Source organism: Flindersiella endophytica (assembly GCF_054779015.1).
The window spans coordinates 226,722-251,652 of record NZ_BAAGYY010000016.1 but is presented as its reverse complement, the minus strand read 5'-3'; the positions used below and the strand labels follow the sequence as shown (position 1 = coordinate 251,652).

The following is a 24,931-nucleotide window of genomic DNA, read 5'->3' as shown; positions in this document are numbered from 1 at the left end:
AAGTAATCACCGACCACTCAGGCGAGGAACGGCCCGGAGAAAGGCACGAAGCGATGGCGGATGCACTCAAGCGGATGATCATCACGGTCAGCGCGCCCGAGACGCTGGACGGAAAAGAGGGGCGACAGGTGCTCGCCGGCTTCTACGGTGAGCTGCTCGGCCTGCGGATCGTCCGGGAGGACTGGCTGCAGGTCGCCGAGCACGACGAGAGCAACCTCCGGCTCGCACTCGACGGCGACGGCTGGTCCGACCTGCGGCCGCCGCGCTGGCCCGACCCGGAGTACCCCCAGCAGCTCCACCTCGACCTCGCCACCACCGACCTCGACGCAGCTGGCGCGCTGGCCGAGCGGCTGGGCGCGAAGCTCCTGCAGGACAAGGGCGACTTCCGTACGTACGCCGATCCGGCCGGCCACCCGTTCTGCCTCTATCGCGATGCTGCCGCCGGCGACGGCATCGCGATCGCCCGCCTGGTGTTCGACTGCTTCAGCCCGCGTGCGCTGGCGACGTTCTACGCCGGCCTGCTCGGAGCCGGCGAACGTACGACGGACACGCCCGAGCGCGTCGTCCTGTCCCTCGGCGGCGGCGAGTTCCCGGACCTCGCGTTCCAGCACGCCGCGTTCGTGGCGGCCCGCTGGCCGGACCCGGCGTACCCAGCCCAGCTCCACGTCGACTGGCGCTTCACCGACGGCGTCGAGCCGGCCCAGGCCCGAGCCGAACGCCTCGGCGCGATCCGCCTGCCCGACCTCGCCGACACCAAGATCTACGCCGATCCCGCCAGCCACCCGTTCTGCCTCTGACGTGGGCATCGAGATCGAGCTGCATTCGACGCGGCCGGCCACGAGCAAGTGGAAGGCGTCCCGGGAGACGCTCATCCACGGCGCGTACGAGAACGGCTCCGCGCTGGCCGCCGTACTCGCCAAACTCGACCCCTCTCACCGCCTCAAGCTGATCGACCCGTACAGCGACACGGTGATCAACGAGCAGGTCGCCGAGGCCGCGTTCCCCCACTGCCAGAGCGTGCTGGACCTGTGCGAGTCCGAGCAGCAGGTCGCCGCTGTCGCCGAGCTGGCCGAGATGCTGCGCCGTTGCGCGAGTACGCCCGGCAGCCACCTCTGGTTCATCGGCGACTGACCACCCCGCCGGCCGGGTCGGCTCAGGCGACGTCCATCGGGCTGGCGCAGTGCGCGCAGCGATAGTCCGACGGCTGCGGCACCCCGCCCGTACGCAGGGTCTGCCCGAGATGCTGCCGGCATCTGCTCCGCCCGCAGCCGGCGCAGGTCAGGCCCAGCGTCTGCTCCCAGCTCGCATACACCCGGCAGTCGGCCCGGGCGGCCATCCTGTCGAGCCGGCCGGAGTCCATCAGCTCGCCGAAGTAGGAGATCCAGCGCTCACCGCAGACGTCGCAGGTACGCAGGCCGTGCGCGGATGACGAGCCCTCCGCCGGCCGGTGCTCCTCCGGGATGACGGCGACCGGCCGCACCGACGAGGCGCGCCGCCGTGTTCGCAGCCTGTCCAACAGTCCCATGTCGTCCCCTCACCGTCGGCCGCTCGGAACACTACGAACCGCTGCCCGGGACCGGTCCCGAGCAGGCCCACCAGGGAGACTGTCCATGTCACACCCGGCCGGGCTGTCTCGTCTCGGGTGTCAAGGACAAGTGGCGGAATCGGGCAGCGAAGGGCTGGGCGTGAGCAAGACCGAGGAGTTCGAGGAGCTGCGGCCGCTGCTGTTCGCGATCGCCTATCGCATTCTCGGCAGCGTGAGCGAGGCCGAGGACGCCGTACAGGAGACCTGGCTGCGCTACGAGGGCTCCACGACCCAGCCCAAGTCGGTGAAGGCGTTCCTGTCGGCCGTGGTCACCCGGATCTCGATCGACGTGCTGCGGTCGGCGCGGGTACGCCGGGAGGAGTACGTCGGCGAGTGGCTGCCGGAGCCACTGGTCACCGACCCGTACGACGACCCGGAGCGGTCCGCGGAGCTGGCCGACACGGTGTCGATGGCGGCGCTCGTACTGCTGGAGCGGCTCAGCCCGCTCGAGCGGGCGGTGTTCGTCCTGCGTGAGGTGTTCGGGTTCGGCTTCCCGGAGATCGCGGCGGCGGTCGGACGTTCGGAGGCGGCGTGCCGGCAGCTGGCGGCACGGGCGCGGCGGCACATGGACGAGGGCCGCCCTCGGTTCGAGGCGGACCGCGAGGCGCGGGACCAGCTGGCGGAGCGGTTCTTCGACGCGCTCCGCGAAGGCGACGTCGACGGCCTGCGCGAGCTCCTCGCCGCCGACGTCCAACTGGTCGGTGACGGCGGCGGCAAGGCCCCGAACCTCGCCAAGACGGTCGCCGGCGCCGACAAGGTGGCCCGCGTCCTCTCAGCGGCGTTCCCCATGCTCGTCCAGCTCGACACCCGGATGGAGGCGGCCGAGGTCAACCGCCAGCCCGGCGCCATCCTCCGCGACCGCGACGGCAAGGTGATTCTCGCCTGGACGCTCGACATCCTCGACGGCCAGATCCAGATGATCCGCTCGGTGATCAACCCCGACAAGCTCCGCCACCTCGGCCCGGTGGCGGACGCGTGGGCCCTGAAGCGCGAGGCGTTCGACGCCCGCCGCGACCCGGAGTGAGTCGAAAGAGCTCAGCCCAGCCGGCGTACGGCCGCCCCGGCGGCGCGCAGCTCCTCGCCCGTCAGCGTGGCCTCGCCTTCGGGTACCTGCCGGCGCGGCCAGCCGGCGAGCACCTTCAGGTCGCCCGCGGGCGCCGGGTGTAGCCAGTACGTCAGGCTCCACTCGGAGTCACGGCTCCTGCCGTGGAGCAGGTCGAGGCACACCTCGGACCTGTTGCTCCGCGCCCGCAGGACGAGCTGGTCCGCTCCGGACGGGCGCACGCCTTCGAGCAACTCCAACAGATCGTCCTGGAACGCGTCGGCGTCGTACTCCCCGTCGGGGCGGAACAGCACGTGGAACGCGAGCAGGAGCCCCGTGGAGTAGACGCGTACCGGCCCGACCGTCACCACGATGTCGTCCGAACCCGTGACGATCCGCTCGGCCGGAACCAGCCCGGGGATCTCCCACGCCGGTGGGCCGAACGGCCTGTCGTCGGGGCGGCCGGCGGAGACCATCGAAGGCGGCATCGGTCTCATCCAATGCCCGGCGGATCGGTGCGTTCAGGGCCAAAAGCCCCCAACGTCGAAGGTGGAACGTCCCTTGGACCGCCCTCCGCCGGCCACCATGCTTCTGTGTCGAAGGCGTGCCGGGGATGGGCCAGGCACGTCGACGGTGGTGAGTGGTAGGGGGCGCGGCAGGTGCGGTGCTCACCACCGGCGTAACTGGCGTGAGCACGGTCGCCCCGCGACCCACACTGGTCACCGCAAAGGTCGCGCTCACCGTCCGGTATGCCCCTGCAAGCGTGGGGCCGTCACTGCTCGGTGGCGGCCCCATGCGCACTGCCCTGCCATGGTCTACGTTGGCTCGAATGAGCCGGGAGGTCGTACGTGCGCTGAACGATCGGGCAGGCTGCGAGCTCGTGTTGACCGGCCTGATCGAGCAGGGGCAGTCCGGCGCGGCCTACGTACGCTGGCCGGACGGGCGTGAGTCCGTGGTGACGACGGCGTTCGCCTCGATCGGACGGAAGACCGGATCGAGTCCGGCCAGATCTCGGCGCACAGCCCGCGCGCCCGCCGGCTGCTGGACGCGATCCGTCGTACGGCTGCCGATCCGGGCCCAGACCCGGCCGGCGACGATCTCGTACACGTGGACCTGACGGTGCCGAACGTCCTCTTCTCCGCCGACCGCACAATCACGGGCGTCATCGACTGGAACTACGGCATCGTGCGCGGCGACCGGTACTTCGCACTCGTCAAGCTCCTTCACACGTTGAGCTTCGACGCCGCCAGCGCGCCCGGGCCGGGCCGGGCCCGTCCGGACGCAGCGGCCGCGGTCGACCGTGTGGAGCAGGTGCTCGCCGACCGTCTCGACCCGCAGACCCTGCGACGGTACTGGGCGCACCAGACGCTGAACATGCTGTACTCGAGCCTGCGCTGGGGCACCGAGGCGGCCTTCCAGACGTACTTACGGCTCGGCGAGTCCAAGCTCGCCTAGTTGCAAGGCTATCTCTACATATGTAGCCTAGGTGGCATGCATCCACTCACCCGGATCACGGGAGCCACCCTCGATGTGCTGGAGGTGCTGCTCACCTGGGCAGCCGGTGACGGCGACGGCGCTGGGGGCGTGTGGGGGCTGGAGATCGTCAAGCGCACCGGACGTCCCACCGGCAGCGTCTACCCCATTCTCGACCGGCTGGAGCGGGCCGGCTGGCTGACGTCGGAGTGGGAGGACGAGACGGTACGCCGCGGAGCGCGTCGGCGGCTGTACCGGCTCACCGCCCAAGGCGCCACCGAAGCCGCCCGCACCCTCGCCGAACGGCGGCCGTCGCGCGCTTCGCCGGCCACCAAACCGCTGGCGGCGCAGTGAGACGCCAGCTGGCGATCCGGCTGGTCCGCATCGCCGTAAGCCTGATTCGCGACCCGCGGCGGCGCGCACGGTATGAGGAGCAGTGGCTCGCCGACATCGACGGCGCCGCCGAAGTCGGCCTGTCGCCGCTGGCGGTCGGGATCGGCGCGTGCCGCAGCGTGCCCGCCCTTCGTACACCCGCCGTGCTCGCAGTACCCAACACACGACACTCGAGGAGGGCCATGCCGCCGATCGGAGTTCTCGGAACGTTCCTGCACCTGGTCCACGGCGACCGCCGGCCGGGCTGGGTACGCCTCGTCGCCATCGCCATGGGTCTCGCGCTGCTCGCCGGCATCGGGCTCCTGCTCAGGTAGCCGCCTGCGTTGCCAACGTGGCGAGTCCGGGCCCTGGCGTAGCCGCTCCAACGTCTCGCGCGGCGAGGCACCGCGCTCGCGTTCCACACCCCGCGAACTCATCGCTCGACGTTGAACGGGCTTGGACCCCGGCTCCTCAGCCCACCTGAGCGGCAGGCTGTGCTAGACAATTCCTGTGTCCGATCCAGACCGACCGGCTGAGCAGATCGGTCCAGGCGGCTTCTCACCCCGGCCTTCCGCGCATCGGACGGGGCAGTGGGTGGCCGTGGCATCCTTGGTCGTGGCGATCCTCACGCTGCTCATCGCCCTGCCCGGAGCCATCAACGACTGGACGACGCTGCGCGGCCCACAGCCAACTCCGACGGACACCGTCAGCGCGACCACGTCGGGGTCGCCCACCTCGCCGACCACCCGGCCGTCCAGTCCAGCGCCGTCGAAGACCGCGAAGCCGGGCCAGGACAAGGACAGCTCGGACACGTCGTCGTTCGGAGTGCTGGCCATCGTGCAGCGCGTCAACACGTTCCGCTCCAACCTCAGCACCTGGAGCCTGGTGAGCGTGGTCGCCGCCGGCGCTGTCGTCATCTTTGTCTGCGCGGGGATCTGCCGCATGGTCATCATCACGTCGTACTGGCCGATCGGCATCCCCACCTGGGCGATCCTGATCGCGATCCCGTTCTTCGTCTGGCCGTCCGTCTCGGACAATGGCACCACCATGTTGACGGTCCTCGGCGTCGTCTACGCCGTGACCGGCATCGTCATCGTCTGGCTCGCCACAGCCATCGCCGACCCCTGATCCGACCGATCGGCCGTCAGTGCTCGCTCAACCAGCCGGCGATCGCCGTGGCCACAACGCGGAGGTCGGAGGTGTGCAGGTCATGGCCTCCCGGCACCTCGAGGAAACGGCCGCCGGGTATGGCCTCGGCCAGCTCACGCACCAGCTCCGGAGGGCAGAACGGATCGTATGTACCGGTCATCAGCAAGGCAGGGCAGGAGATCCGCCCGGCCCGGGACCGGCTGATGTCTCCACCCGCGTCCGCGATCGCGCGGAGGGCGCGGGACCAGCTCGCCGCCATCGCGCGGGCATGCTCCACACCGTAGGCCTCCACGAGGTAGGCGGCCAGCGGGAGGAAGAACTCGCTCGGTTCGTCCAGTAGCCGCTCGAGCGCATCCAGACTGCCCGGGGCAGGTACGACTTGACCGGCGGCTCCCCAGGTGACCACCGACAGCGCCCGGCTGGGTTCGAGCGCCGCCATCAGCAGGGCCGTCTCCCCACCGTCGCTGAACCCGACCAGGTGCGCCGAGCTCACGCCGAGGTCGTCCAGCAGACCCAGGAACGTGCGGGCATCGTCTGCGTAGAAGCTCGCGGCGTAGTCGCGCGGCTGCGGCTCGGACCGTCCCGAACCAGGCAGGTCGGCAGCGATCAGCCGGAACCCCTGACCGAGCTGGTGCCGCAGCCGATCGAGGTCGACGATGCTGCCTCCCCAGCCGGGCAGCATCAGGACCGGCTCACCAAGACCCGTGCTCTCGTAGTAGATCCGCCGCCCGTCCGGGCCGTACCACGTCATCGCCGGCTCACCCGAGACGCGCCGCGGCCAACTCGAGATAGACGTCGACGTCCGCACGTGGGTTGTGGCGGATCGCCCAGTCGATCATGCTGAGACTCCAGTGGGCCCAGCAGAGCCGGAAGACGTCGGGCTCCATGACGTTCCGAAGCCACTCGTCCAGCCGGCCGATGGCGCCCGCGGCGACCTCTGGATATCCGGCAGGGCGGAGCGCCTGGCCGCGTTCGAGGCTGAAGCGCAGTTTCACCAACGAGAACCCGCGGTGTCCACGCCCGATGCCGTCCCAGTCGACGATTCCGGTGACCGCGCCGTCGTCCATCAGGATGTTCCCGGGTACGAGATCCCAGTGCACCAGGTCGTCTCCGGGCAGGGTCGCAGGGGCTGTACGGCCGACTTCGCGGATCCAGCCCAGGAGCTTCCGGCTCCGCGCGTCGTACGTCTCCAGCGTCTCGTGCAGGCAGAAGTCGTCGCCACTTCCCTGCAGGAACAGCTCCGGCGCGGAAACCTCCGGCCGGTCGAACAACAGCCCGGCGAAGCTCTCGCAGGCGGCTACGATCGCGTCGATCGTCTCGTGATCGACCTGCTCCACAGGCGATCCGGGCATCCGTTCCTGAACGATGACGGACGAGCCGGCCAGCTCCGTGACCACGTCGTACCGGGGAACGAGCGCGCCACGGGAACGGGCCAGATTGAGCACGTCGCCGACGAACTCGAGGAAACCCACCGCTGACGGCGACGTGGTGACAACGCCCGGGCGGCCGTCCGGCCAGCGTACGTACGCGGCTCCGCTGACCTCGCCATGCGCGGCCACGCCTTCGAGCCGCAGGCCGGTTCCGGCGCTGTCGTTCAACTCCGCAACAAGCTGCTCCGCCTCCACAACGGCGACCCTGCCACACCCCACCTCGGTCCGCGACGGGTTTTCGCGCCGGACCTCCCGATCCACCTGGCCGGACAGCACCCGGTCCGCACGCAACCCGATTGGCCGGAGGGACTCGCGATGATCGCGGCTGCGGAGGACCTCATGACCGTACGCCGGACCCAGCAGACCCACGAATGAAGCCTGACCCAAAAACATGGGAGCGGGCAATGTGATCGGATGGTGGGATGACGATCTTCGTGCGTGCATGCTTCACGGCCCATGACGGTGGCCGGGCCGGGTTCGAGCGGATCGCGTTCGCGCTGCAGGAGCAGGCGAAAGCCGAGCCGGGCACGCGTACGTTCCGCTGGTTCCCAGCCGGCGAGGGCCGCTACATCGTGCTGGAGGAGTACGCCGACACCGCTGCCGCCCTCGCCCACAACGAACGCGCCGAACCGTTGCTGGCAGAAGTGCCCCAACACGCTGAACTGGTCAGCGCCGAACTCTACGGGCCGATCGGCCCCGAGCTTCACGCCTGGGCCCGCTCCACCCCGGGCGTCACCACCTACCCCGATCTCCAACCAGCGGGCAGCAGCTGACAAGTAGCGCCGCCCGCCGATGTCCGCCGGGTCGGACGCTGTTGACCCTGCCGCAACCGAAACTGTCGTACACCGTTCCCCGGCAGGGATGGATTCCGCTTCACGCCGAATGGTCGCAGGCCACAGACCCGCGACACAACGAACTCGACCCGGACCAGCACTGGCCGATTGTGCTCAACGAGAGCCACGCGGTCGACCTCGACGCACTGTGGAACGGTCCACTACGCGGACGGCGGCACCTCATCAGCATCTCATCGTCGGTCACGTACTACGAGATCCCCTGGTCGGCGTGACTCGATGCCATCCAGCAACGCGACACGGCAGACTCACACCTTCAGGCGCATCACGACGAGGTCGTAGGGCGCCCACCAGTCGTTCGAGCTCTGCAACTCGTCCCGCTTGACTGGTTCGAATCCGAGGCGTTCGAACATGGACATGCAGCCGCGGTGGTCCAACGTCTTCGAACTGCACGTGCTCGCCCTTACCCGCCCCACGCCGGGAACGTCGCGGACGGGCCAGGACTCCAGGTGTTCCTTGACCTCTGGCGAGCGTCTGCCATGAGCGCGCCGGAGTTTCCGCAGCTGCGAGTCGTGGTGCGGCTCGGCGATCGGAAGAGCTTCGATCCAGCCGCCGCCACGCTTACGGATCGCCTCCACCGCCGCCGCCAGCGCCGTGCTCGCGACGCCCTGGCGACGATGGTCCATCCGCGTTGTCAGGCAGGTGATCCGCCACTGCGAGGTGGACAGCCGGGCCAGCATCCGTTCAGGCGCCCGGTTCGTACGGGCGAGCGGCAGCTCCTCGACCCGGCCGAAGTTGCACCACCCGACCGGCTCGTCCCGCGCGTAGACGAGGATGCCGTGGGCCTGCCCGTTCCACACCAGCTCTTTGACCGCCTTCATCCCCTGCGCTCGGGACCATTCCTGATGCGGAAAGTACTTCCGGGACCGGTCAGGCGCCGCGCCCAGCAACTCCTCGCGCTCCTTGGCCGTACGCGCCACCGGCGACCCATGCCGGCCGAAGAGATAGAGCGCGCAGGCGCAGCCGTGGACCTGCGAGAAGAACCGCTCGAAGTCTGCCCAGGTGCGCTTCGACAGCTCCCTGGTCGTGAACCGGACCGTGCCCGTCGACATGGACATCATCTCCGTCCGTTCAGTACAGATCCCATCCAGGCTCAGCCTGTCACGACGTTCCGGACAACCTCTGTCCTGTAAACGTATCGCCAAAGTCGGTAACACTCTGCCAAGGGCGAGCGCGATCGCCGATCACCAGAAAGGCGAGCCTCCCGTACAAGCGGTGGTGGCGACAGGTTTCTAGGCGTGCCTGTGCGGCCACACGCGTTGGCGCGCGTGTTGCCGTCTCGACCGGGTCAGGGTCCGCCCCGACCTAGCTAGGCTGTCGGCTGTGGCCGGGCTTCTCGATTCTTTCGTTGGCAGGTTGGCCATTGTCGCCGGCGTCCAAGTCGTGACGGTGCTCCTCGGCGTGCTCATCTCCTTCGCGAGAGACCCCCGATTCTTTCCTCCCGCCGTTGCCCGCCCGACCCCTGATCCTTCTGCCGCCCATTTCCCGTTGCCCCAAGGGCTTCATCCGATAACGCCGGTCACACTGATCGTCGGTGCGATCTTGCATTTCGCATTCGTCATGACTGGCCTACATCACGTCGGAATCCTCTGGCCACAGCTTGGGGCGTCGGTCACCTCAGCAACGATCGCCGCCGTCCAGATGCTGCTGATCACCCAGAGCCGTCCGGTCAACCGAGACGTCTTACCCGGCAGCATGACGATCTTCTGCGCGGTTCTGGCTCTGATCTTCGGCTGTTGGGTGTTGATTCTGTCCTTCGACCCTTCCTTCCATGACTGATGAGCCAGGAACGAATGAGGGTGGGGTGCTAGGCGGGTCGGGCAGGCCCGACGTGCGTTACGCCTGAGTGCGGTCGCCGACCCAGGCCGTAGCCGTAGCTAGGACAGGGCGACCCAGTACGGTCCGTCGCCACCGACGTACTGGCATCTGTAAGTCACATCCCGCCATTGCTTGTACTGTCCAACCTCCGACGGGAGACAGTAGTAGTCCCACGGATCGGTGAACGGAGTGACTGCGGGAGCGATGGTCGATGTGCGCGAGACGTCCGCAGACCCGATTCCGGGGCGGCAGCAGCCGGTACCCGCCGACATGTCCACCTCGCTGCTCGACGAGGCCGAACGCCCGAAGCACGGCCGGACCGGTTCACGGTTGACTGCTAGACGACAATCACCCTGAAGTCGAAGGTATTCCACCGTTCCGGCCGCATGTGGATCGCGACGTTGCCGGGCGCGGTCTTGTCTGCCGCGTTCACATAGGCCGTGGCACGATCCGGTCCCATGTAACGTACGGCCATGTCGTAGCCCTCCTGCTTCGAGGCCGGCCTGATCTCGGTCACCGGACCCTCCACTGACACGTAGCGGTAGTCGTCAACAACGGCCACCTGCACGCACAACGCGAACCGGCCTGCCGCTTCGATGAGCCGGACCTTGCGACTGGAAGGCGTGATCACCTTGACCAGCCCGCCCGGCTGGTACTCATACCAGATCGGGGTGGTCAGCGGCGCGCGTTCCGGTTCGGCCGTCACGCTCAGGACTCCCACATACGGTTCTGTGAGGAAGGCCTCTCGTTCCTCTTGAGTCATCGGGCGCATAGCCGACAGGCTAGCTAACAATGCCCTCGACGAACCAACGCTCGCTTGATCTCCGGCGGGGGCTTGGTGGCTCTGCCGATGCGATGCCCGCGGTCACGTGGCCGCGGGTACGGCGAGAGTCGGTGGGGATGCCTGCGGACAGCCCGCGACAGCGGCGAAGACCCTACTGGAGGTATCGAGGAGCAACTGCTGGGTCAGCTGCCAGGCTCCCGCCACGACATCGCACCATCCTCGATCCCCTGCAACGATTGGCCGAATCGGGTACGCCAGTCGTAGGCGAAGGCGGGTTCGTGCTCCTCGATGAGGGCGAGGAGCGTCAGAGTTCCCCCACGCTCACGCCCATGTGCCGTTGCCGGCGGACGAACAGTCGCTCGACTTGGGCGACGTCCATGTCGTCGATCGCGGCCAGCGCGTCTGGGTCGGCGATGGCCTCGAGGATGGCGCAGATCTGGTCGAAGTCGTTCCCGGTTTTGGCTGCGCGCCGCAGGACCGAACTTCAGGTGCGTCGGCGGGAGAGTGCATGTCGTCTTGCCGTGATTGCAGATGAAGCGGACCAGGAGACTGTTCGCGCCGATCACCCTTCCAGGCTGGGTGATGGTCATCGGGGCGCTACTTACGCTCCTGTCGTTCTTCTTGACCGACGATCAAGTGAACGACAAAGCAGCTGTTCCGGACTATGACGTTCAGTTCGGCGTTCCCGGAGACTGGTGCCCCAGCGACCTGTCTACGGCCTTGGCCATCGACGAGCGGAACGGCATGCCGCTTGTGTGCAGCGACACTCCCATCCTGTACGCGGACCCTGAGCCCTACCCGTTCACGTCAGCCGAAGCCACAGCAAACCTAGGCTCTGCTGGGTGGCTCTTCATCGCGGCCGCAGGACTGTTTGCCATCGGGGTTCTGATGGTGATAGCCCCGTGGAAGCGCGTGATTCCGTAACACCCGCATCCAACCCAACGCCACTACCTCGGACGTACGAAGGTCGCCCGCGACGCCGCCCGCGTACTCGACGCCATCGACCCACGCACGCACCACCCAGAGACATGACGGCCACCTGGCCGCCACCCGTGCGGAGCAGATCGACAAGCAAGGGCCGACCACGGTCCGGCAGCCGTGCCATGATGCTGGCTATGGCAGTCATCGTGCGTGATCTTGTACCCGCGTTCCTTGAGTTCTGGGCGATGGCGGCAACGAAGCCTCTGGATGAGCAGGTCCACCTTTGGAATGCGTACGTCCGGCAGTACCCCGATGTCGTCAACGACGCGACGCGTGACGGCGGGCCAGTCCCCGACCCGCGGCCCGCACTCCAGAAGTACCCACCCTTGATCGACCGCATCACAAGCAACGGCACACTCGTCCACGACTGGATCTGTGAAGCTGGCGACCTCGTGCCACAACTCCTCGACATGAGAGACCTCGACATAGCGTGTGTAAGTGTCGTCGGCCTCGCCAGGTCGAATGCGTGGGTGAGCCAACTCGACGGCAGACCTTCGCTCCTCGTGGCCGTCGAACAGATCCAAAGCGCCGACTTCGCGCGGCTTCTTGTAACGCACGAAATGGCCCACGCCTGCCAACTCGGCATCGACGCGACAGCCTGGCTAAACGACCAGCGCCTCGGACTCCTGCTGTTCGCCGAAGGATTCGCCACACAGCTCACTGCCGAATCTTTTCCCGAACACGTCCTTGCTGAGCACCTGTGGTTCGAACCCGGGTACGAACAATGGCTGGCCGACTGTGAACCCCAGCTCCGGCAGGTCGCTCAGGCCCTTCGAGCCCTCGCGCATGCCGAGAACCCGGAAGCCGAGGCACGTTACTTCACCCTTCGCCAGGAACCAGACGGCATACCCGACCGCATCGGCTATCTCATCGGCGTCCGGGTCCTCGAGGTCCTCCGAGCCACGTACTCGTGGCCCGAACTTGCCCGCTGGAGCCCAGACGAAGCACTTGCCCACGTAGGACGTGCGCTCAAAGCGCTCTCATAAGTCTCCACACGACAACGCCGCGAACGTGACTCCGTGACAGCGGACAGCAACCAGGCCGCACCCGACATCGCAGGTACGGCCTGACAAGAGACGCAATCAAAAGCATGGGTAAAGCATGGGAGCCGCCCCGAAGGACGGCTCCCAGTGCAACGCGGTTGCCCATCTAGCTGGGCCCCAGTAGCGGGGGCGGGATTCGAACCCGCGACCTCCGGGTTATGAGCCCGGCGAGCTACCGAACTGCTCCACCCCGCGTCGCGGAGATAAGACTACGGGGTCGGTCCACACGACGCAAATCGGGGTCGGGTTAGCGCGATCGCCTGCCCATAGGTACGCGCATCGGGGCAAACGGAACCGGGGTCCGGCAAGGGCAACCGCTGCCCTGCCAGACCCCGGCACAGTAAGCGCCACAGCCATACAACGCCCTACGAGTTCGGCTCCGCCGTCGGCGTGGGAGTCGGTGTCGTCGGTGTCTTGGTCGGCTTCGGCGTGGACTTGTCCCCCGCCGCATCGGCCTGCTGCTGGGCCTTCAGCGCCTGCGCAACGGCATCCTGCGCCTTCTTGTTCCAGTCCTGGTAGCCCGCCAGGTTGCCCTTCTTCAGCTCGACCTCAGCCCGGTCGAAGGCCTGGTTCGCCTCGGCGAGCCACTTCGCCACGGCCTGGGCCGGCTCCCCCTTGTCCGGTGGCTGATCGTCGCCCTGGTCGGGTGGGGGTTGGTCGTCGCCTGTCTCGAGGTCGCTCTGGTAGACCTCGTTCAAGGCCTCCTCGAGCGTTGTGCCGACGCCGATCTTGCCGCCGGACGACGCCAGCACCAGCCGCAGCAAGGGATACGTCGTGCCCTGGCTGGCCTGGACGTACACAGGCTGCACATACAGCAGACCACCGCCGATCGGCAGCGTCAGCAGGTTGCCGTACGTCGCTTCGTTCCCCGCCCGCTGCAACGGCAGCAGCGCCTCGGACACGTCGCCGTCGGATTTCAGCTTGTTGGAAACCTGGTTCGGCCCGTCGATCTGTGTCTTGTCGTTGAGCTGCAAGATCCGGATCTGGCCGTACTCCTTCGACCGCGCGTCCGCGTTGACCGCCACGAAGGCGGCCATGTTCTGCCGGTTGAAGTAGATGTAGCTGGATGTCAGCGAGAACACCGGCTGGTCCTGGTCCGGCATCCGCACGGACAGGTAGTACGCCGGCTGCTTGCGCGACTGCCCGCGGGTCGGGTCCGGCGGGATCCGCCAGCGCTCGGAGCCTTCGTAGAACGTCCGCGCGTTGGTCACGTGGTACTGCGCCAGGATCTCCCGTTGCAGCTTCATCAGGTCTTCGGGGTACCGCAGGTGTTCGAGCAGCTCCCCGTCCGTGGGCTTCGGCTTGATCGTGCCGGGAAAGGCCTTCTGCCACGTCTTCAGGACCGGGTCTTTGGTGTCCCAGGCGTAGAGGTCGACGTCGCCGTCGTACGCGTCGACGACCGCCTTCACGGAGTTGCGTACGTAGTTGACCTCGACGCTCGGCTGCCCCGCGATCGCTGGTGCCCGTTCCAGTGAGTCGGACGTCGCGTCCTGCAGGTCGAGCCGCTGCGACAGAGGGTAGTTCTCGGACATCGTGTAGCCGTCGATGATCCACTTGACCCGGCCGTCGACGACCGCCGGGTAAGGGTTGGAGTCGAGCGACAACCACGGCGCGACCTTCTGCACCCGCTCGCGCGGGTGCCGGTCGTACAAGACCTTCGACGAGTTGTTGACCCTGCCGGACAGCAGGATGTTGAGGTCGGAGAACTTCGTCGCGTACAGCATTTGGTTGAAGAACGAACCCATCGGCACGCCGCCCTTGCCGTTGTAGGTCGTCGTGGAGTTCGCACCGCTGTCACCGCCGGGAACGTCGAGCTCGATCGACTTGGCACCCTTCGCCGCGCCGACGATGGAGTACGACGGCGACTGCTCGCCGAAGTAGACCCGCGGTTCGAACTTCGGCAGGTTCCCACTGGGCGGGATCCCTCCCTCCAACCATCGCGGGCTGCCCTCGGAGGTGTATTCGTTGCCGTACGACGCCACCATGCCGTAACCATGCGTGAACACCGTGTGGTCGTTGTTCCAGTTGCGCTGGTCCGCGGGCACGCCGGCCAGGCTGAGCTCGCGCACCGCGACCACGGCGTCCCGCGTTTCGTCGTCGACCTTGTAGCGGTCGACGTCGAGCGGGTTGGCGAAGGTGTAGAAGCCACGCACCTGCTGGAGTTGGTCGAACGTGCGCCCGACCACCGCCGGGTCGATCAGCCGGATGCCTGGGAGCGTCTCGGTGTCCTGGTTGACCTGTTCCTCGGTCGCCGTGGTCTTCGCTGCGTACGGCGTCACCTTCGTGCCCCCGATGCCGTAGGCGAACCGGGTCGCGTTGATGTTGCGCTGGATGTAGGCGTTCTCCAGGTCGGGCTCGTTCGGCTTGACCTGCGCCTGCTGGACGACAGCCGGCCAGGCCCAGCCCAGCAGCACGGCCGACAGCAGCAACAGCCCGACGCCGAGCCCCGGCAGCAGCCAGGTCCGGCGCACGACGTTGAGGAAGAACAGCACGGCACAGATCAACGCGATGAACGTGAGGATCGTCTTGGCCGGTAGGACCGCGTGCGCGTCGGTGTACGTGACGCCGGTGAACTCCTGCCGCGAGATCAGGTGGCCGCCGAGCGCCAGGCCGTACCGGTCGAACCAGTACGCCACGGCCTTCAGCAGCACGAACAGCCCGAGCAGTACCGACACGTGCGCCTGCGCGGCCGCCGACGCCTTCTGTCCCTGGGTCTGCAGCCGGATGCCGCCGTAGAGGTAGTGCGCGATCAGCGCGACCACCAGGGCCAGCACGACGATCGCGAAGCCGTAGCCGATCAGGAAGCGGTACCACGGGTAGCCGAACAGATAGAACGACGGATCCTTGCCGAACTGCGGGTCCTTCGTGCCGAACGGCACGGCGTTGCGCCACTGCAGGTACGACGACCAGCGGCCGGAAGCGCTCCACCCGGCGATGATGCCGAGCACGCCGACGATGATGCCGGCGATCAGCTTGTGGTGCGGGTCGATCGCGTCGCGGTAGCGGTCGAGGGCCTGCTGCTCGCTGGACATCGCGCGATATCGCGGGCGTACGGCGTAGGCCACCCACAGGCTGGCCAGCACAGCGCCGGCCATCACCACTCCGAACACGACGAACAAGCCGATCCGGGTCAGCAACGTCGTGGAGAACACCGACGAGAAGCTGACCGACTGGTACCAAAGCCGTTCGGTCCAGAAGTTGGTGAAGATGGCCCAGACCACGACGAGTGCGACGAAGACGACGATCGTGGGTACGAGGGCTCGCGCGCGCGAGTTGCCGCGCAACCCCCTCCGGAACGGGTCGCGCGGAGCCGAGAAGCTGCTCACCTGGTCCCCTCACTCCTACTCAGGTCAAGCTTTGGTCAAGTCGTGAAACCTGACCCTATCCGCTACAACTGGGAACCTTGCCGTTCCCGTCAGACAGCGCCTCCAGCGAGTCGACTGCGTCGGCCAGGGTCTTCACCCGGACCAGCCGGATACCGCCGACCTTCGCCGCCGCGGCCTCGTCGCAGTTGTCGTTCGGGACCAGGAAGATCGTGGCGCCGTCGCGCTGGGCCCCGGCGATCTTCTGCTGGATGCCTCCGATCGGTCCGACCTTTCCGGCGGCGTCGATAGTTCCCGTACCCGCGATGTGCTTGCCGGCGGTGAGCGACTCCGGGGTCAGCTTGTCAACGATCGCCAGGGCGAACATCGTGCCCGCGCTGGGCCCGCCGATGTCCTGCCCGAGGTTGACGGTCACGTCGTACGGAAAGTCGTAGCCCATGCCGGGCGTGATGCCGACCATCGGGACCTTCGGGTCCTGGGTCGACTTGGTGGTCGTGACCGACACCTTGACCGGCTTGCGGTCGCGCTCGACCTCGAACGCCACGGAGTCGCCGATCTTGTGCTTGCGCACGGCGTTCACGACGTCCTGCTCGTTGTGCATGGGCTTGCCGTCGACCTTGCGGATGATGTCGCCGGCCTCGAGCTTGCCCAGGGCGGGCGCCTTCTCCGCGATCGCGAGCACGACCACGACGTCCTTCGGGATCGGCTTGCCCCGTACCTCGGCGAGCGCGGCGGCGACCGCGTCCTGCTGCGACGTCTCCATCGCCTCGGCGTTGATCTGCTCGACCTGCTGAGGCGTCACGTTGTCGGGGTAGATGTAGCTGCGCGGCATCACCGCGACCTTGGGATCGAGCCAGGCGGCGATCGCGCCGGGGAGGTCGAGCTTCTGGTCCGGGCTGGTGACGGCGACCGTGGTGAGGCTCAGCTCGCCCTTGGTCGGGTACGTCTCGGTGCCGGTGATCTGGACGATCTCCTTGTCCTTGATCTTGCCGAGCGTGTCCTCGGTCGGACCAGGGCTCATCGTGACGAACGGCACAGGGATCAGGAACGCGACCGCGATCAAGGCCACCAGCAGCACAGCGGACAGCGCGATCGTGACGACACGACGAGACATGCGGGTCAGATTACGGGGTCCACCTGTGCCGCCCTAACGGTGTTCGGCTCACTGCTCAGTCGCGACGCACAATGACCACGCGTGCGATCACTCGGCGCCGACCCAGGAGGCATCGCCCTCGGTGAAGCGCTGGTGCTTCCACAGCGGCACCCTGGCCTTGAGCTCGTCGATGAGATAGCGGCACGCGTCGAACGCCTCGCCTCGGTGCGGCGCGGACACCGCCACGACCACCGCCAGCTCGCCGATCGCCAGGTCACCCACGCGGTGCGTCGCCGCGATCGCGCGGACGTCCGGGTGCTTGGCCGCGGTCTCCTCCGCGACGACCCGCAGCTCTCGTTCGGCGGTGGGGTGCGCGGAGTAACCCAGCTCGACCACCGACCGGTCCTCGTCGTTGTCGCGTACGACGCCGGTGAACAGCACGATCCCGCCGGAGCCCGGATCGGCGACGGCCCGGAAGACCTCGTCGATCGACAGCGCGGTCTCCCGGATCGCGCAGAGTTTCACCACGCTCATGTGGACTTCCCTCGCCTCTTGCGCCGCGCGCGTACGACCGCGGCCGTACCCAGCAGCGCGACCGTCGCGCCGGCCGCGCCGAGCGTGGCGGCGTCGCGCTTGCCGATCCGCCGGCCGAGTGCGGCATGCCGCCCGGCGACCTCGGTGGCCAGCACCTCGGCAGCGGTGATGTTGTCGTACTCGGGCACCCAGCCAGCCTCCCGCAGCCTGGCCGAGGGCACCACCCATGGATGCGAGACATAGGCCAGGTCGCTGGCCGGTGCCGGCGTCAGGCCGAGCCGGTGCAGCCGTTCGGCAGCTCCGAGCGCGAGCGACTCCGGCAGCTCCAGGCGAGGGATCGCCAGCAGCCGTTCGACCTCGCCCTGGTCGAGGTGGCCCTCGCTGGCGCAGGTCACGGCGCCTTCGACCTTGCCGAGTGCGGCGTACGTAAGCGCGCTCACCAGGTCGTCGACGTGGCAGAACTGCCAGGACGGCTTGCTGCCACGGATGACTAGCAGGCGCGAGGCCTCGAAGTGCCTGGTCAGGAACGTGTCGACGCCTGGACCGACGAGCATCGCCGGGCGTACGACGGTGACCGAGAGCCCAGGATGGGCCTTCGGCGCACGGCGGGCGAGCCACTCGATCTCGAGCAGGTCGGCGACCACGCCCTCCGGCCGGGCACGCAGCGGCGCATCCTCGTCGAGGGGCACGGGGTTGTCGGCGAGCGCGCCGTAGACCATCGCGCTCGTGCACAGCACGACCCTGGGCACGCCGCTGGCCGCGGCGGCCGTGAGCACGGTCTGGGTGCCGCGTACGTTGCGGGCGCTGCGCTGCCGGCCGTCGGAGTCGGGCATCAGGTCGAGATCGAGATGGACGACGGCCGAGCACCGGGCGATGCGCTGTGCGATCGCGGGGTCACGTACGTCGAGCACCCGCCACTCCGCGCCGTCGATGTCGCCCCGTCGCTCGTCGATCGCGATCACCCGCTTGACCTCTTCGTGCTCCACCAGCGCCTGCACCAGGGCATGCCCGATCCCCGTCGCGGCTCCGGTCACCGCTATGACCAGGCCTTTACGGCGGGAGCCTGTCGACTTCGTGGTCGTACGACGGGATCGTGTGCGCCTCCCGCGAACAGGAGCGGGTTCGTCGCTCAGGTCAGGACCTCCGGGAAGTAGGTTGGACGGTATGAACACGCTGCCCCTCATCCTGCCGGAGGATCATCCGTGAGCAACGACGAACCCGGCCACGAACCTGAAGGCAGCGAGCCCGACAAGGACAAGTCAGGCTCAGAGGACCCAGGTAACCGGTCCGAGAAACCCGAAAACCAGCCCCCGGACCCCCAAAGCCAGCCGCCGAACCCGTTCGCCGGAACGCCGTTCGAGATGTTCGGGGCGATGCAGGGTGCTGCCGGAGCGGGGATGCCGCCAGGCTTCGACCTTTCCGCCCTCTTCAGCCAGGTACAAAGCATGATGACCTGGCAGGGCGGTCCGATCAACTGGGATCTCGCGACCCAGACCGCGCGGCAGACCATCCGGGAGTCCGGCGACGCGTCGCTGACGGCCGAAGAACGCGCTGTGGTCGACCGGACCGTACGCCTCGCCGACCACTGGCTCGACGAAGCGACCAGCCTGCCCGCCGCGACCGCCGGCACGGCCGAGGCCTGGAACCGCGGCGAGTGGCTCGACGCCACGCTGCCGGCCTGGCAGAAGCTGGTCAACCCGCTCGCCGAGCACATCGTCAAGGCGCTGGGCCGGGCGATCCCCGCCGAGGCCGCGCCGATGGCCGGCCAGCTAGGTGACGTGTTCACCCAGATCGGCGGGCTGATGTTCGGCATCCAGGTCGGACAGGGGCTCGGCCAGCTGGCGACCGAGGTCTTCGGCGCCACCGACGTCGGACTGCCGCTGTCCCAGACCGGCAAGCCCGTGCTGCTGCCGGCCAACGTCAAGGCGTTCGGCGAAGGGCTCGGACTCTCCGACGACGACGTACGTCTCTATCTCGCGTTGCGTGAGGGTGCCCACCAGCGGCTGTTCCACCACGCTCCGTGGCTGGCCGCCGAGCTGTTCTCGGCTGTCGAGGACTACGCCCGCGGCATGCAGGTCGACCTGACGAAGCTGCAGGACCTCTCCGGGCAGATCGACATGTCCAACCCCGAGGCGTTGCAGAACGCGCTCGGCAGCGGGCTGCTCGAGCCGGAGGAGACGCCTGCCCAGCGGGCGGCGCTGGCGCGTCTGGAGACCAGGCTCGCGCTCGTCGAGGGCTGGGTCGACGACGTGGTGACGCAGGCCACGTCGGACCGCATGCCGTCGGCGGTCGCGCTGCGCGAGGCCGTTCGCCGCCGTCGTGCGGTGGGCGGTCCGGCGGAGCAGACGTTCGCGACACTGGTCGGGCTCGAGCTGCGGCCGCGGCGGCTGCGGGACGCCGCCAACGTGTGGGCCGCGCTGCGCGACGCCCACGGCGTGAGCGGACGGGACGCTCCGTGGACGCATCCTGACCTGCTGCCTTCCGGAGAAGACCTGGACGATCCGCTGGGCTTCGTCGAGCGGCGCACCTCCGGTGCCGACCTCGACTTCGACATCAGCGACCTGGGCTTCGACGAGGACATGCCGGAGTCCGGCAAGCCGGATGAGTCCGGTGGGTCCGATGAGTCGGGCGACGATGGCTCCGGAGAGCGCAAGGACGGCGAGTGAGCCTGCGCGAATCGGCGCTGGCCACGCTCTCGAGCTGGCCGGCGCCCGACCCTGAGCAGGAGTCGCTGCGGGAGGAATACCTCCAGGTCCTGCGTACGAGCGACGACTCCGTGTCGCGTGCCGGGCGGCCTGGGCATCTCACGGCCAGCGGCGTGATCCTCGACCCGGCGGCACGGCGGACGTTGCTGGTGCTGCACGCCAAGCTCGGGCTGTGGGTACAGCCGGGCGGGCACTGCGAGCAGGACGACGCGAGCCTGCGGCAGGCGGCCTTGCGCGAGTGTGTGGAGGAGACCGGCGTCGACGAGCTCAGCGTGAGCCCGGAGCCGGTGGTGCTGTCGCGGCACGGAGCACCGTGTGGCGCCAACACGCACTTCGACGTGCAGTACCTCGTGGTGGCACCGGCCGGAGCTCGACCTTCTGTGAGTGAAGAGTCACGTGACGTGCGGTGGTTCGACGTCGCCGAACTGCCGGACGCGCTCGCCGATGGCGTCCAGCACAGCGTCGCCGCGGCGGTACGCGCGGCGGCGGTTCTTTCGTTGTGAGCTAGCCGGTGACGAACAGCAGGACGATCACGACCACGGCCAGCACGAACAGGCCGGCGGCGATCAAGAGCATCGTGACGCGATTACGGCCCTCAGGCTCCGCCGAACGCGTGCTGGCGTAGGCCTGGAACATCTGCGTGTTCGCGCCCGGGTCGTCGGTGTTCTGACCGGCGCCCGGCGGCGCCTGCCCTGGGTTCTGCCCCGGTCCCATCTCTGACATGCGGATGACCATATCGGGCCTGGGTGTCCGGGGAGGCCGATCCCCACCCGGCGCCGGCCAGGACTATACGGTGATCACCGCTACGTGAAGGGAGCATGGGGTGGGCGGACTACCTGAGGGCGGCAAGGTGCTGGCGATCACCCGCTGGGGCACGCCGGTGATGCACCATCTGTGTGAGCCGGTCAAGACGTTCGACGCGGAGCTCGAACGGCTGGTCGCCGACATGACCGCGACCATGGAGGCCGCGGACGGCGTCGGACTGGCCGGCAACCAGGTCGGGCTGTCGCTCGCGCTGTTCGTCTTCCGCTGCCAGGACGATGACGACGTCATGCACGAGGGCGCGATCTGCAACCCCGTGCTGACGGTGCCGGAAGGTGTGGAACGCCGCCTCGACGAGTCCGAGGAAGGCTGCTTGTCCCTGCCGGGCGCGTACGTGCCGTGTGCCCGCCCCGACCAGGCCACCGTCCGCGGCGTCGACCACCACGGCGAACCGATCGAAGTGACGGGGACCGGCCTGCTGGCCCGCTGCCTCCAACACGAGACCGACCACCTGGGCGGCATCGTCTTCGGCGACCGCCTGTCCAAGCGGTGGCGGAAGAAGCTGTTCGCCGAACACGAAAAAATCGCCGACCACTACCCCGCCACCTGGCCCATCGACCCGATGACCGAGTAGCCGCCCTCCCGGTGGTTGGCGCGGCGTCGCCGCAGTCGGCGGCTCGAAGCCAGAGCCACCCGGCCCAGCTCAGCACCGGCGCGGCGAGACAGCGGCGGCCCGGCGCCTGAACAACCCAGCTCAGCTCCGCGCTCGGCGTGAAGACACACCAGCCACGGCGGTCCCGCCGCGGCGCCACAGCGGGCAGCGGCCTGACGTCTGAGCAGCCCGGCTCGGCTTCCCTCAGTTCGGCGCCGGGCGCGGGGAGGCGCCCACGAGAGTCGGTGGTGGGGCGTCGTCGGGGCGGAGGTGGGTGAGGAGGCGGCGGGTACGGCCGGCGAGCAGGCGGTAGCCCACTCGTTCCGCCAAAGCAAGCGCGTGGTTCGCGAGCGTCAGGGCGCGTTCGGCCTCGCCGGCGGCGTGCTGCGCCGTGGCCAGGCCGATCAGCGCCTCCACCTCCGGATAGCGGGCGCCCGTCTCGCGGGCGCGGCACAGGGCCCGGTCGAGGTGCTCGATGGCCTGCGTGTGGTCGCCCGACAGCTGGTGGGCGGCGCCGAGCTGGTTACGGATGACCGCCTCGGTGTAGCGGTCGCCCGTTCGCTGGATGAGCTCCATGCCCTGCTCAGCCAGCTCCAGCGCGACGTCCGGCCGGCTCAGGTCGTTGTAGACCGCGGCCGCCGACGCCAGCGACATCGCCTGGCCGTTGAGGTTGCCCAGCTGCTGGTACAGCGTCAACGCCTCCGACAAGTACGCCAGCGCCTCGTCGGGCAGGCCCATCCAGGCGTACAGCTGGCCGAGCTGGTTGCAGCTGAACGCCTGGCTGTGCCGGTCGTCCTGCCGCCGGTGGAGCTCCAGCGCCTGGTGCAGGTGGGTGCCGGCCTCGGCCAGCCGCCCGGCGGTCAGGTGGACGTGGCCGAGGTTGTCGAGGTTGACCGCCTCACCCCGCAGCGACCCGCTCGCCTGGTTCAACGTGAGCGCGCGCTGGTGGTAGTCGACCGCGAGCTCCAGCTCACCGAGCTCGAAGTGCACGATCCCGAGGTTGCCGAGGGCGTTGGCGCGGCCCTCGTCCCAGCCGCCGCGTTCGCACAGGGCCAGCGCCCGGCGCTGGTGGCCGATCGCCTCGCGGTAGCGGTTCAGGCACAGGTTGGCCATGCCGAGGCTGAACTCCGCCGCCGCTTGTGCCCGCGGCTCGTCCTCGGCCTCGGCGGCGGCCAGCCCGGCTTCGGCGATGACCAGCCAGTCCACGCCGTGCCGGCGGATCCAGCAGTAGCCGCGCAGTACGTCGGCGAGCAACCACGCCTCGCGCCGCGGGCCGTACTCCGCGGCGTGCACGGTCGCCGCGACGAGGTTGGGGCGCTCGGCCTCCAGCCAGGCCAGCGCGGCCTCCGGGCCGGCATGCTCACGCGTGGTCATCGGCTCCGACTGAGGCAGGCGCAGCACCTGCGGGTAGAGCAGCCTGGCGGCGGCGTCGGCGAGTTCGAGGTACCAGGCGTACAGCCGTTCAGTCGACTTCACCCGGTCGGTCTGGTGCAGCTCGCCCTGCACCCGTTCGCGGGCGTACAGCTTGAGCAGGTCATGCACCGCGAACCGGTCCGACGCCGACCGTTCGACCAGGTGCGCCGCGACCAGCCGGCTCAGCGAGTCGCGGGCCTCGACCAGTGGTACGCCGGCCAGCGCGGCCGCCGCCTCGACGGTGGTATGCGGTCCGGGTACGAGGCCCAGCAGCCGGAACATCCGCGCCGACGCGGGCTCCAGTGCGGCATAGGAATGGTCGAACGCGACGCGTACGGCACTCTGCTCGTCGTCGCCGACGGAGAGGACGTCCAGCCGGGAGCCCTCGTCGAGCTCGGCCACCTGATCGGTGATCCGGCGCCAGGGCTGGCCGATCAGCTGAGCCGCGGTGATCCGCAGCGCCAACGGCAACTGCCCGCACAGCCTGGCCAGTTCTTCGCTGGCCTGCGGCTCGGCGTCGATGCGCTCCCGGCCGACCAGCCGGCCCAGCAGCTCGCCGGCCTCAACCGTGTCGAGTACGTCGAGCGTGAGCAGCCGGCCGCCGTCGCGGGCGATCAGGCCGGCGAGCCGGCCACGTCCCGTCACCAGGACCAGGCAGCCCGGCCCACCAGGCAGCAGCGGACGGACCTGCTCGACGGTCTGCGCGTTGTCGAGGACGACCAGCATCCGCTTGCCGGACAGCAGCGAGCGGTACAGCGCGGCCGCCTGCTCCGAGTCGACCGGCAGCCGGTCGGTCATCACGCCCAGCGCGTGCAGGAAGCCCGCCAGCGCCTCGGCCGTGGCCATCGGCGCGGTCGGCGCGTAGCCACGCAGGTCTACGTAGAGCTGCCCGTCCGGGAAGCGGTCGCGTACCCGATGCGCCCAGTGCACGGCGAGCGCGGTCTTCCCGACACCGGCCGCGCCGGACAGCACGGCGAGCACCCGCTGGCCCGTTTCGGCTTCGGCCAGCAGGTCGTCGAGCCGCGCGAGCTCGCCGGCGCGGCCCACGAAGTCTGCCGGCGCCGCGGGGAGCTGGGCCGGCACGGACATCGGCTGTACGGCCTCCGGCTCCGTTTCTCGTACCACCGACTCGTCGCTGCCTGCCGGAACGACCAGCTGATCCGGCTCGAGGCCGGCCAGGATCTGCTGGTGGAGCTGCTGAACGGTCGCGCCCGGCTCGACGCCGAGCTGGTCGACCAGCAGCTCACGAAGCTGCCGGTACGTCGCCAGCGCCTCGGCCTGCCGGTGGGATGCGTACAGGACAGTGATGAGCAGCGCCCACAAGTGCTCTCGCAGCGGGTGCTGCTGGACCAGGCTGCGGAGCTCGTCGGCCAGCCCGCCGAGCGCGCCGCGAAGCAGGTCGGCCCCGATGCGCTGCTCGAGAACGGTCAGTCGGCGCTCCTCCAACCGCTCGGCGTCGACCCGGCAGCCTTCGAGATCGAGGTCGTCGAGCGCCGGACCCCGCCAGAGCGCGAGCGCTTCGGCCAGCATCCCGGCGCGACGGTCCAGGTCCGAGCTGTTGCCGGCGGCCTGCACGAGCTCCTCGAACCGCTCGAGGTCGAGCTCACCTGGCGCGACGTTCAACAGGTAGCCGGGCGGGCGGGTCAACAGCGGCAGCTGCTCCGGGGCCAGATCGGCCCACAACACCCGCCGCAACCTGGCGACACACCCCTGTAGCAGCGCACGCGCCTTCGGCGGCGCCGGATCGTCCCACAGCTGGGCGATCAACCGGTCCGTCGACACGACACGGTTCGCGTTCAGCAGCAGGATCGCCAGCAGCGCTCTCGGCTGCGGGCCACCAACGGCCAGCCGCTGCTCGCCGCGCCACACCTCCAGTGGCCCGAGAAGCTGGTATCGCAACGTTCCCCCCAAACGCACAAGG

At 68.8% G+C, this 24,931-nt stretch carries 28 protein-coding genes and 1 tRNA gene; 16 read left to right on the top strand and 13 right to left on the bottom strand.

What is annotated here, in order from left to right:
- Positions 1-53: 53 nt before the first annotated feature.
- Together ACYVF6_RS18480 and ACYVF6_RS18475 are read left to right on the top strand one after the other, a co-directional pair.
- Positions 54-797, top strand: coding sequence for a VOC family protein (locus tag ACYVF6_RS18480; RefSeq protein WP_460522842.1), 744 nt, complete (start codon positions 54-56; stop codon positions 795-797).
- 1 nt (position 798) lies between these two features.
- The gene (locus tag ACYVF6_RS18475; protein WP_460522840.1) at positions 799-1,131 is read left to right on the top strand and encodes a hypothetical protein; all 333 of its coding nucleotides are present in this window, start codon (positions 799-801) and stop codon (positions 1,129-1,131) included.
- Positions 1,132-1,153: 22 nt separating this feature from the next.
- Here ACYVF6_RS18475 and ACYVF6_RS18470 read toward each other — a convergent pair whose 3' ends face one another.
- Positions 1,154-1,525, bottom strand: coding sequence for a hypothetical protein (locus tag ACYVF6_RS18470; RefSeq protein WP_460522838.1), 372 nt, complete (start codon positions 1,523-1,525; stop codon positions 1,154-1,156).
- 160 nt (positions 1,526-1,685) lie between these two features.
- On the opposite strand from ACYVF6_RS18470, the gene ACYVF6_RS18465 reads away from it, so the two are divergent.
- Positions 1,686-2,609 (top strand): RNA polymerase sigma-70 factor, encoded by a 924-nt coding sequence (locus tag ACYVF6_RS18465; protein ID WP_460522836.1) that lies wholly within the window; start codon positions 1,686-1,688, stop codon positions 2,607-2,609.
- Between the two features lie 11 nt (positions 2,610-2,620).
- Here ACYVF6_RS18465 and ACYVF6_RS18460 read toward each other — a convergent pair whose 3' ends face one another.
- Complete coding sequence (locus tag ACYVF6_RS18460; protein WP_460522834.1) at positions 2,621-3,115, bottom strand: hypothetical protein; 495 nt, start codon at positions 3,113-3,115, stop codon at positions 2,621-2,623.
- A 341-nt stretch (positions 3,116-3,456) separates the two neighbouring features.
- On the opposite strand from ACYVF6_RS18460, the gene ACYVF6_RS18455 reads away from it, so the two are divergent.
- The 5 genes from ACYVF6_RS18455 (at position 3,457) to ACYVF6_RS18435 (ending at position 5,600) form a co-directional block, all read left to right on the top strand.
- Entirely contained in the window at positions 3,457-3,744 is a 288-nt protein-coding gene (locus ACYVF6_RS18455; protein WP_460522832.1) for a hypothetical protein, read from the top strand.
- Positions 3,636-4,082 carry a hypothetical protein gene (locus ACYVF6_RS18450; protein ID WP_460523109.1) on the top strand — a complete coding sequence of 149 codons (447 nt, stop codon included), beginning with the start codon at positions 3,636-3,638 and terminating at the stop codon, positions 4,080-4,082. The genes ACYVF6_RS18455 and ACYVF6_RS18450 overlap by 109 nt, the downstream gene beginning before the upstream one ends.
- A 36-nt stretch (positions 4,083-4,118) precedes the next feature.
- On the top strand, positions 4,119-4,454 hold the full coding sequence (locus tag ACYVF6_RS18445) for a helix-turn-helix transcriptional regulator (protein WP_460522830.1): 336 nt from the start codon (positions 4,119-4,121) through the stop codon (positions 4,452-4,454).
- Positions 4,451-4,807 (top strand): hypothetical protein, encoded by a 357-nt coding sequence (locus ACYVF6_RS18440; RefSeq protein WP_460522828.1) that lies wholly within the window; start codon positions 4,451-4,453, stop codon positions 4,805-4,807. The genes ACYVF6_RS18445 and ACYVF6_RS18440 overlap by 4 nt, the downstream gene beginning before the upstream one ends.
- Positions 4,808-5,072: 265 nt before the next feature.
- Entirely contained in the window at positions 5,073-5,600 is a 528-nt protein-coding gene (locus ACYVF6_RS18435) for a hypothetical protein (RefSeq protein ID WP_460522826.1), read from the top strand.
- 16 nt (positions 5,601-5,616) lie between these two features.
- Here ACYVF6_RS18435 and ACYVF6_RS18430 read toward each other — a convergent pair whose 3' ends face one another.
- Positions 5,617-6,372: an alpha/beta fold hydrolase gene (locus ACYVF6_RS18430; RefSeq protein ID WP_460522824.1), complete on the bottom strand. Its 756-nt coding sequence runs from the start codon at positions 6,370-6,372 to the stop codon at positions 5,617-5,619.
- Between the two features lie 7 nt (positions 6,373-6,379).
- The gene (locus tag ACYVF6_RS18425) at positions 6,380-7,420 is read right to left on the bottom strand and encodes a phosphotransferase (RefSeq protein WP_460522822.1); all 1,041 of its coding nucleotides are present in this window, start codon (positions 7,418-7,420) and stop codon (positions 6,380-6,382) included.
- 53 nt (positions 7,421-7,473) lie between these two features.
- Here ACYVF6_RS18425 and ACYVF6_RS18420 point away from each other — a divergent pair, with 53 nt between their 5' ends.
- A complete protein-coding gene (locus ACYVF6_RS18420; protein ID WP_460522820.1) occupies positions 7,474-7,824 on the top strand; it encodes a putative quinol monooxygenase in 351 nt (116 codons plus the stop codon).
- A 41-nt stretch (positions 7,825-7,865) separates the two neighbouring features.
- A complete protein-coding gene (locus ACYVF6_RS18415; RefSeq protein ID WP_460522818.1) occupies positions 7,866-8,117 on the top strand; it encodes a hypothetical protein in 252 nt (83 codons plus the stop codon).
- Between the two features lie 33 nt (positions 8,118-8,150).
- On the opposite strand, the gene ACYVF6_RS18410 is transcribed toward ACYVF6_RS18415, so the two are convergent.
- Positions 8,151-8,954 (bottom strand): GNAT family N-acetyltransferase, encoded by an 804-nt coding sequence (locus ACYVF6_RS18410; protein ID WP_460522816.1) that lies wholly within the window; start codon positions 8,952-8,954, stop codon positions 8,151-8,153.
- 271 nt (positions 8,955-9,225) lie between these two features.
- On the opposite strand from ACYVF6_RS18410, the gene ACYVF6_RS18405 reads away from it, so the two are divergent.
- Positions 9,226-9,681, top strand: coding sequence for a hypothetical protein (locus ACYVF6_RS18405; RefSeq protein WP_460522814.1), 456 nt, complete (start codon positions 9,226-9,228; stop codon positions 9,679-9,681).
- A 376-nt stretch (positions 9,682-10,057) separates the two neighbouring features.
- Here the strand turns inward: ACYVF6_RS18405 and ACYVF6_RS18400 are convergent, their stop codons facing one another.
- Complete coding sequence (locus ACYVF6_RS18400) at positions 10,058-10,483, bottom strand: pyridoxamine 5'-phosphate oxidase family protein (RefSeq protein WP_460523107.1); 426 nt, start codon at positions 10,481-10,483, stop codon at positions 10,058-10,060.
- A gap of 552 nt (positions 10,484-11,035) precedes the next feature.
- Between ACYVF6_RS18400 and ACYVF6_RS18395 the strand changes: the two genes are divergently transcribed.
- Together ACYVF6_RS18395 and ACYVF6_RS18390 are read left to right on the top strand one after the other, a co-directional pair.
- Positions 11,036-11,428 (top strand): hypothetical protein, encoded by a 393-nt coding sequence (locus tag ACYVF6_RS18395; RefSeq protein ID WP_460522812.1) that lies wholly within the window; start codon positions 11,036-11,038, stop codon positions 11,426-11,428.
- Between the two features lie 191 nt (positions 11,429-11,619).
- On the top strand, positions 11,620-12,471 hold the full coding sequence (locus ACYVF6_RS18390; protein WP_460522810.1) for a hypothetical protein: 852 nt from the start codon (positions 11,620-11,622) through the stop codon (positions 12,469-12,471).
- 178 nt (positions 12,472-12,649) lie between these two features.
- On the opposite strand, the gene ACYVF6_RS18385 is transcribed toward ACYVF6_RS18390, so the two are convergent.
- From ACYVF6_RS18385 to ACYVF6_RS18365, 5 genes are all read right to left on the bottom strand, one after another.
- A tRNA-Met gene (locus tag ACYVF6_RS18385) sits at positions 12,650-12,723 on the bottom strand.
- Positions 12,724-12,893: 170 nt separating this feature from the next.
- Complete coding sequence (locus ACYVF6_RS18380) at positions 12,894-15,854, bottom strand: UPF0182 family membrane protein (RefSeq protein WP_460522808.1); 2,961 nt, start codon at positions 15,852-15,854, stop codon at positions 12,894-12,896.
- Positions 15,855-15,909: 55 nt separating this feature from the next.
- Positions 15,910-16,965, bottom strand: a complete 1,056-nt coding sequence (locus ACYVF6_RS18375) for a YlbL family protein (protein ID WP_460522806.1) — start codon at positions 16,963-16,965, stop codon at positions 15,910-15,912.
- Between the two features lie 87 nt (positions 16,966-17,052).
- A complete protein-coding gene (locus ACYVF6_RS18370; RefSeq protein WP_460522804.1) occupies positions 17,053-17,478 on the bottom strand; it encodes a molybdenum cofactor biosynthesis protein MoaE in 426 nt (141 codons plus the stop codon).
- Positions 17,475-18,512, bottom strand: a complete 1,038-nt coding sequence (locus ACYVF6_RS18365; protein ID WP_460522802.1) for a Rossmann-fold NAD(P)-binding domain-containing protein — start codon at positions 18,510-18,512, stop codon at positions 17,475-17,477. The genes ACYVF6_RS18370 and ACYVF6_RS18365 overlap by 4 nt, the downstream gene beginning before the upstream one ends.
- 168 nt (positions 18,513-18,680) lie before the next feature.
- Between ACYVF6_RS18365 and ACYVF6_RS18360 the strand changes: the two genes are divergently transcribed.
- Both ACYVF6_RS18360 and ACYVF6_RS18355 read left to right on the top strand, forming a co-directional pair.
- Positions 18,681-20,144, top strand: a complete 1,464-nt coding sequence (locus tag ACYVF6_RS18360; protein WP_460522800.1) for a zinc-dependent metalloprotease — start codon at positions 18,681-18,683, stop codon at positions 20,142-20,144.
- On the top strand, positions 20,141-20,686 hold the full coding sequence (locus tag ACYVF6_RS18355) for an NUDIX hydrolase (protein ID WP_460522798.1): 546 nt from the start codon (positions 20,141-20,143) through the stop codon (positions 20,684-20,686). The genes ACYVF6_RS18360 and ACYVF6_RS18355 overlap by 4 nt, the downstream gene beginning before the upstream one ends.
- 1 nt (position 20,687) lies before the next feature.
- Here ACYVF6_RS18355 and ACYVF6_RS18350 read toward each other — a convergent pair whose 3' ends face one another.
- Positions 20,688-20,906, bottom strand: a complete 219-nt coding sequence (locus tag ACYVF6_RS18350) for a hypothetical protein (RefSeq protein WP_460522796.1) — start codon at positions 20,904-20,906, stop codon at positions 20,688-20,690.
- A 100-nt stretch (positions 20,907-21,006) separates the two neighbouring features.
- On the opposite strand from ACYVF6_RS18350, the gene def reads away from it, so the two are divergent.
- On the top strand, positions 21,007-21,579 hold the full coding sequence (gene def, locus ACYVF6_RS18345) for a peptide deformylase (RefSeq protein WP_460522794.1): 573 nt from the start codon (positions 21,007-21,009) through the stop codon (positions 21,577-21,579).
- 222 nt (positions 21,580-21,801) lie between these two features.
- On the opposite strand, the gene ACYVF6_RS18340 is transcribed toward def, so the two are convergent.
- Positions 21,802-24,927, bottom strand: coding sequence for an AfsR/SARP family transcriptional regulator (locus ACYVF6_RS18340; protein WP_460522792.1), 3,126 nt, complete (start codon positions 24,925-24,927; stop codon positions 21,802-21,804).
- Between the last annotated feature and the right edge of the window lie 4 nt (positions 24,928-24,931).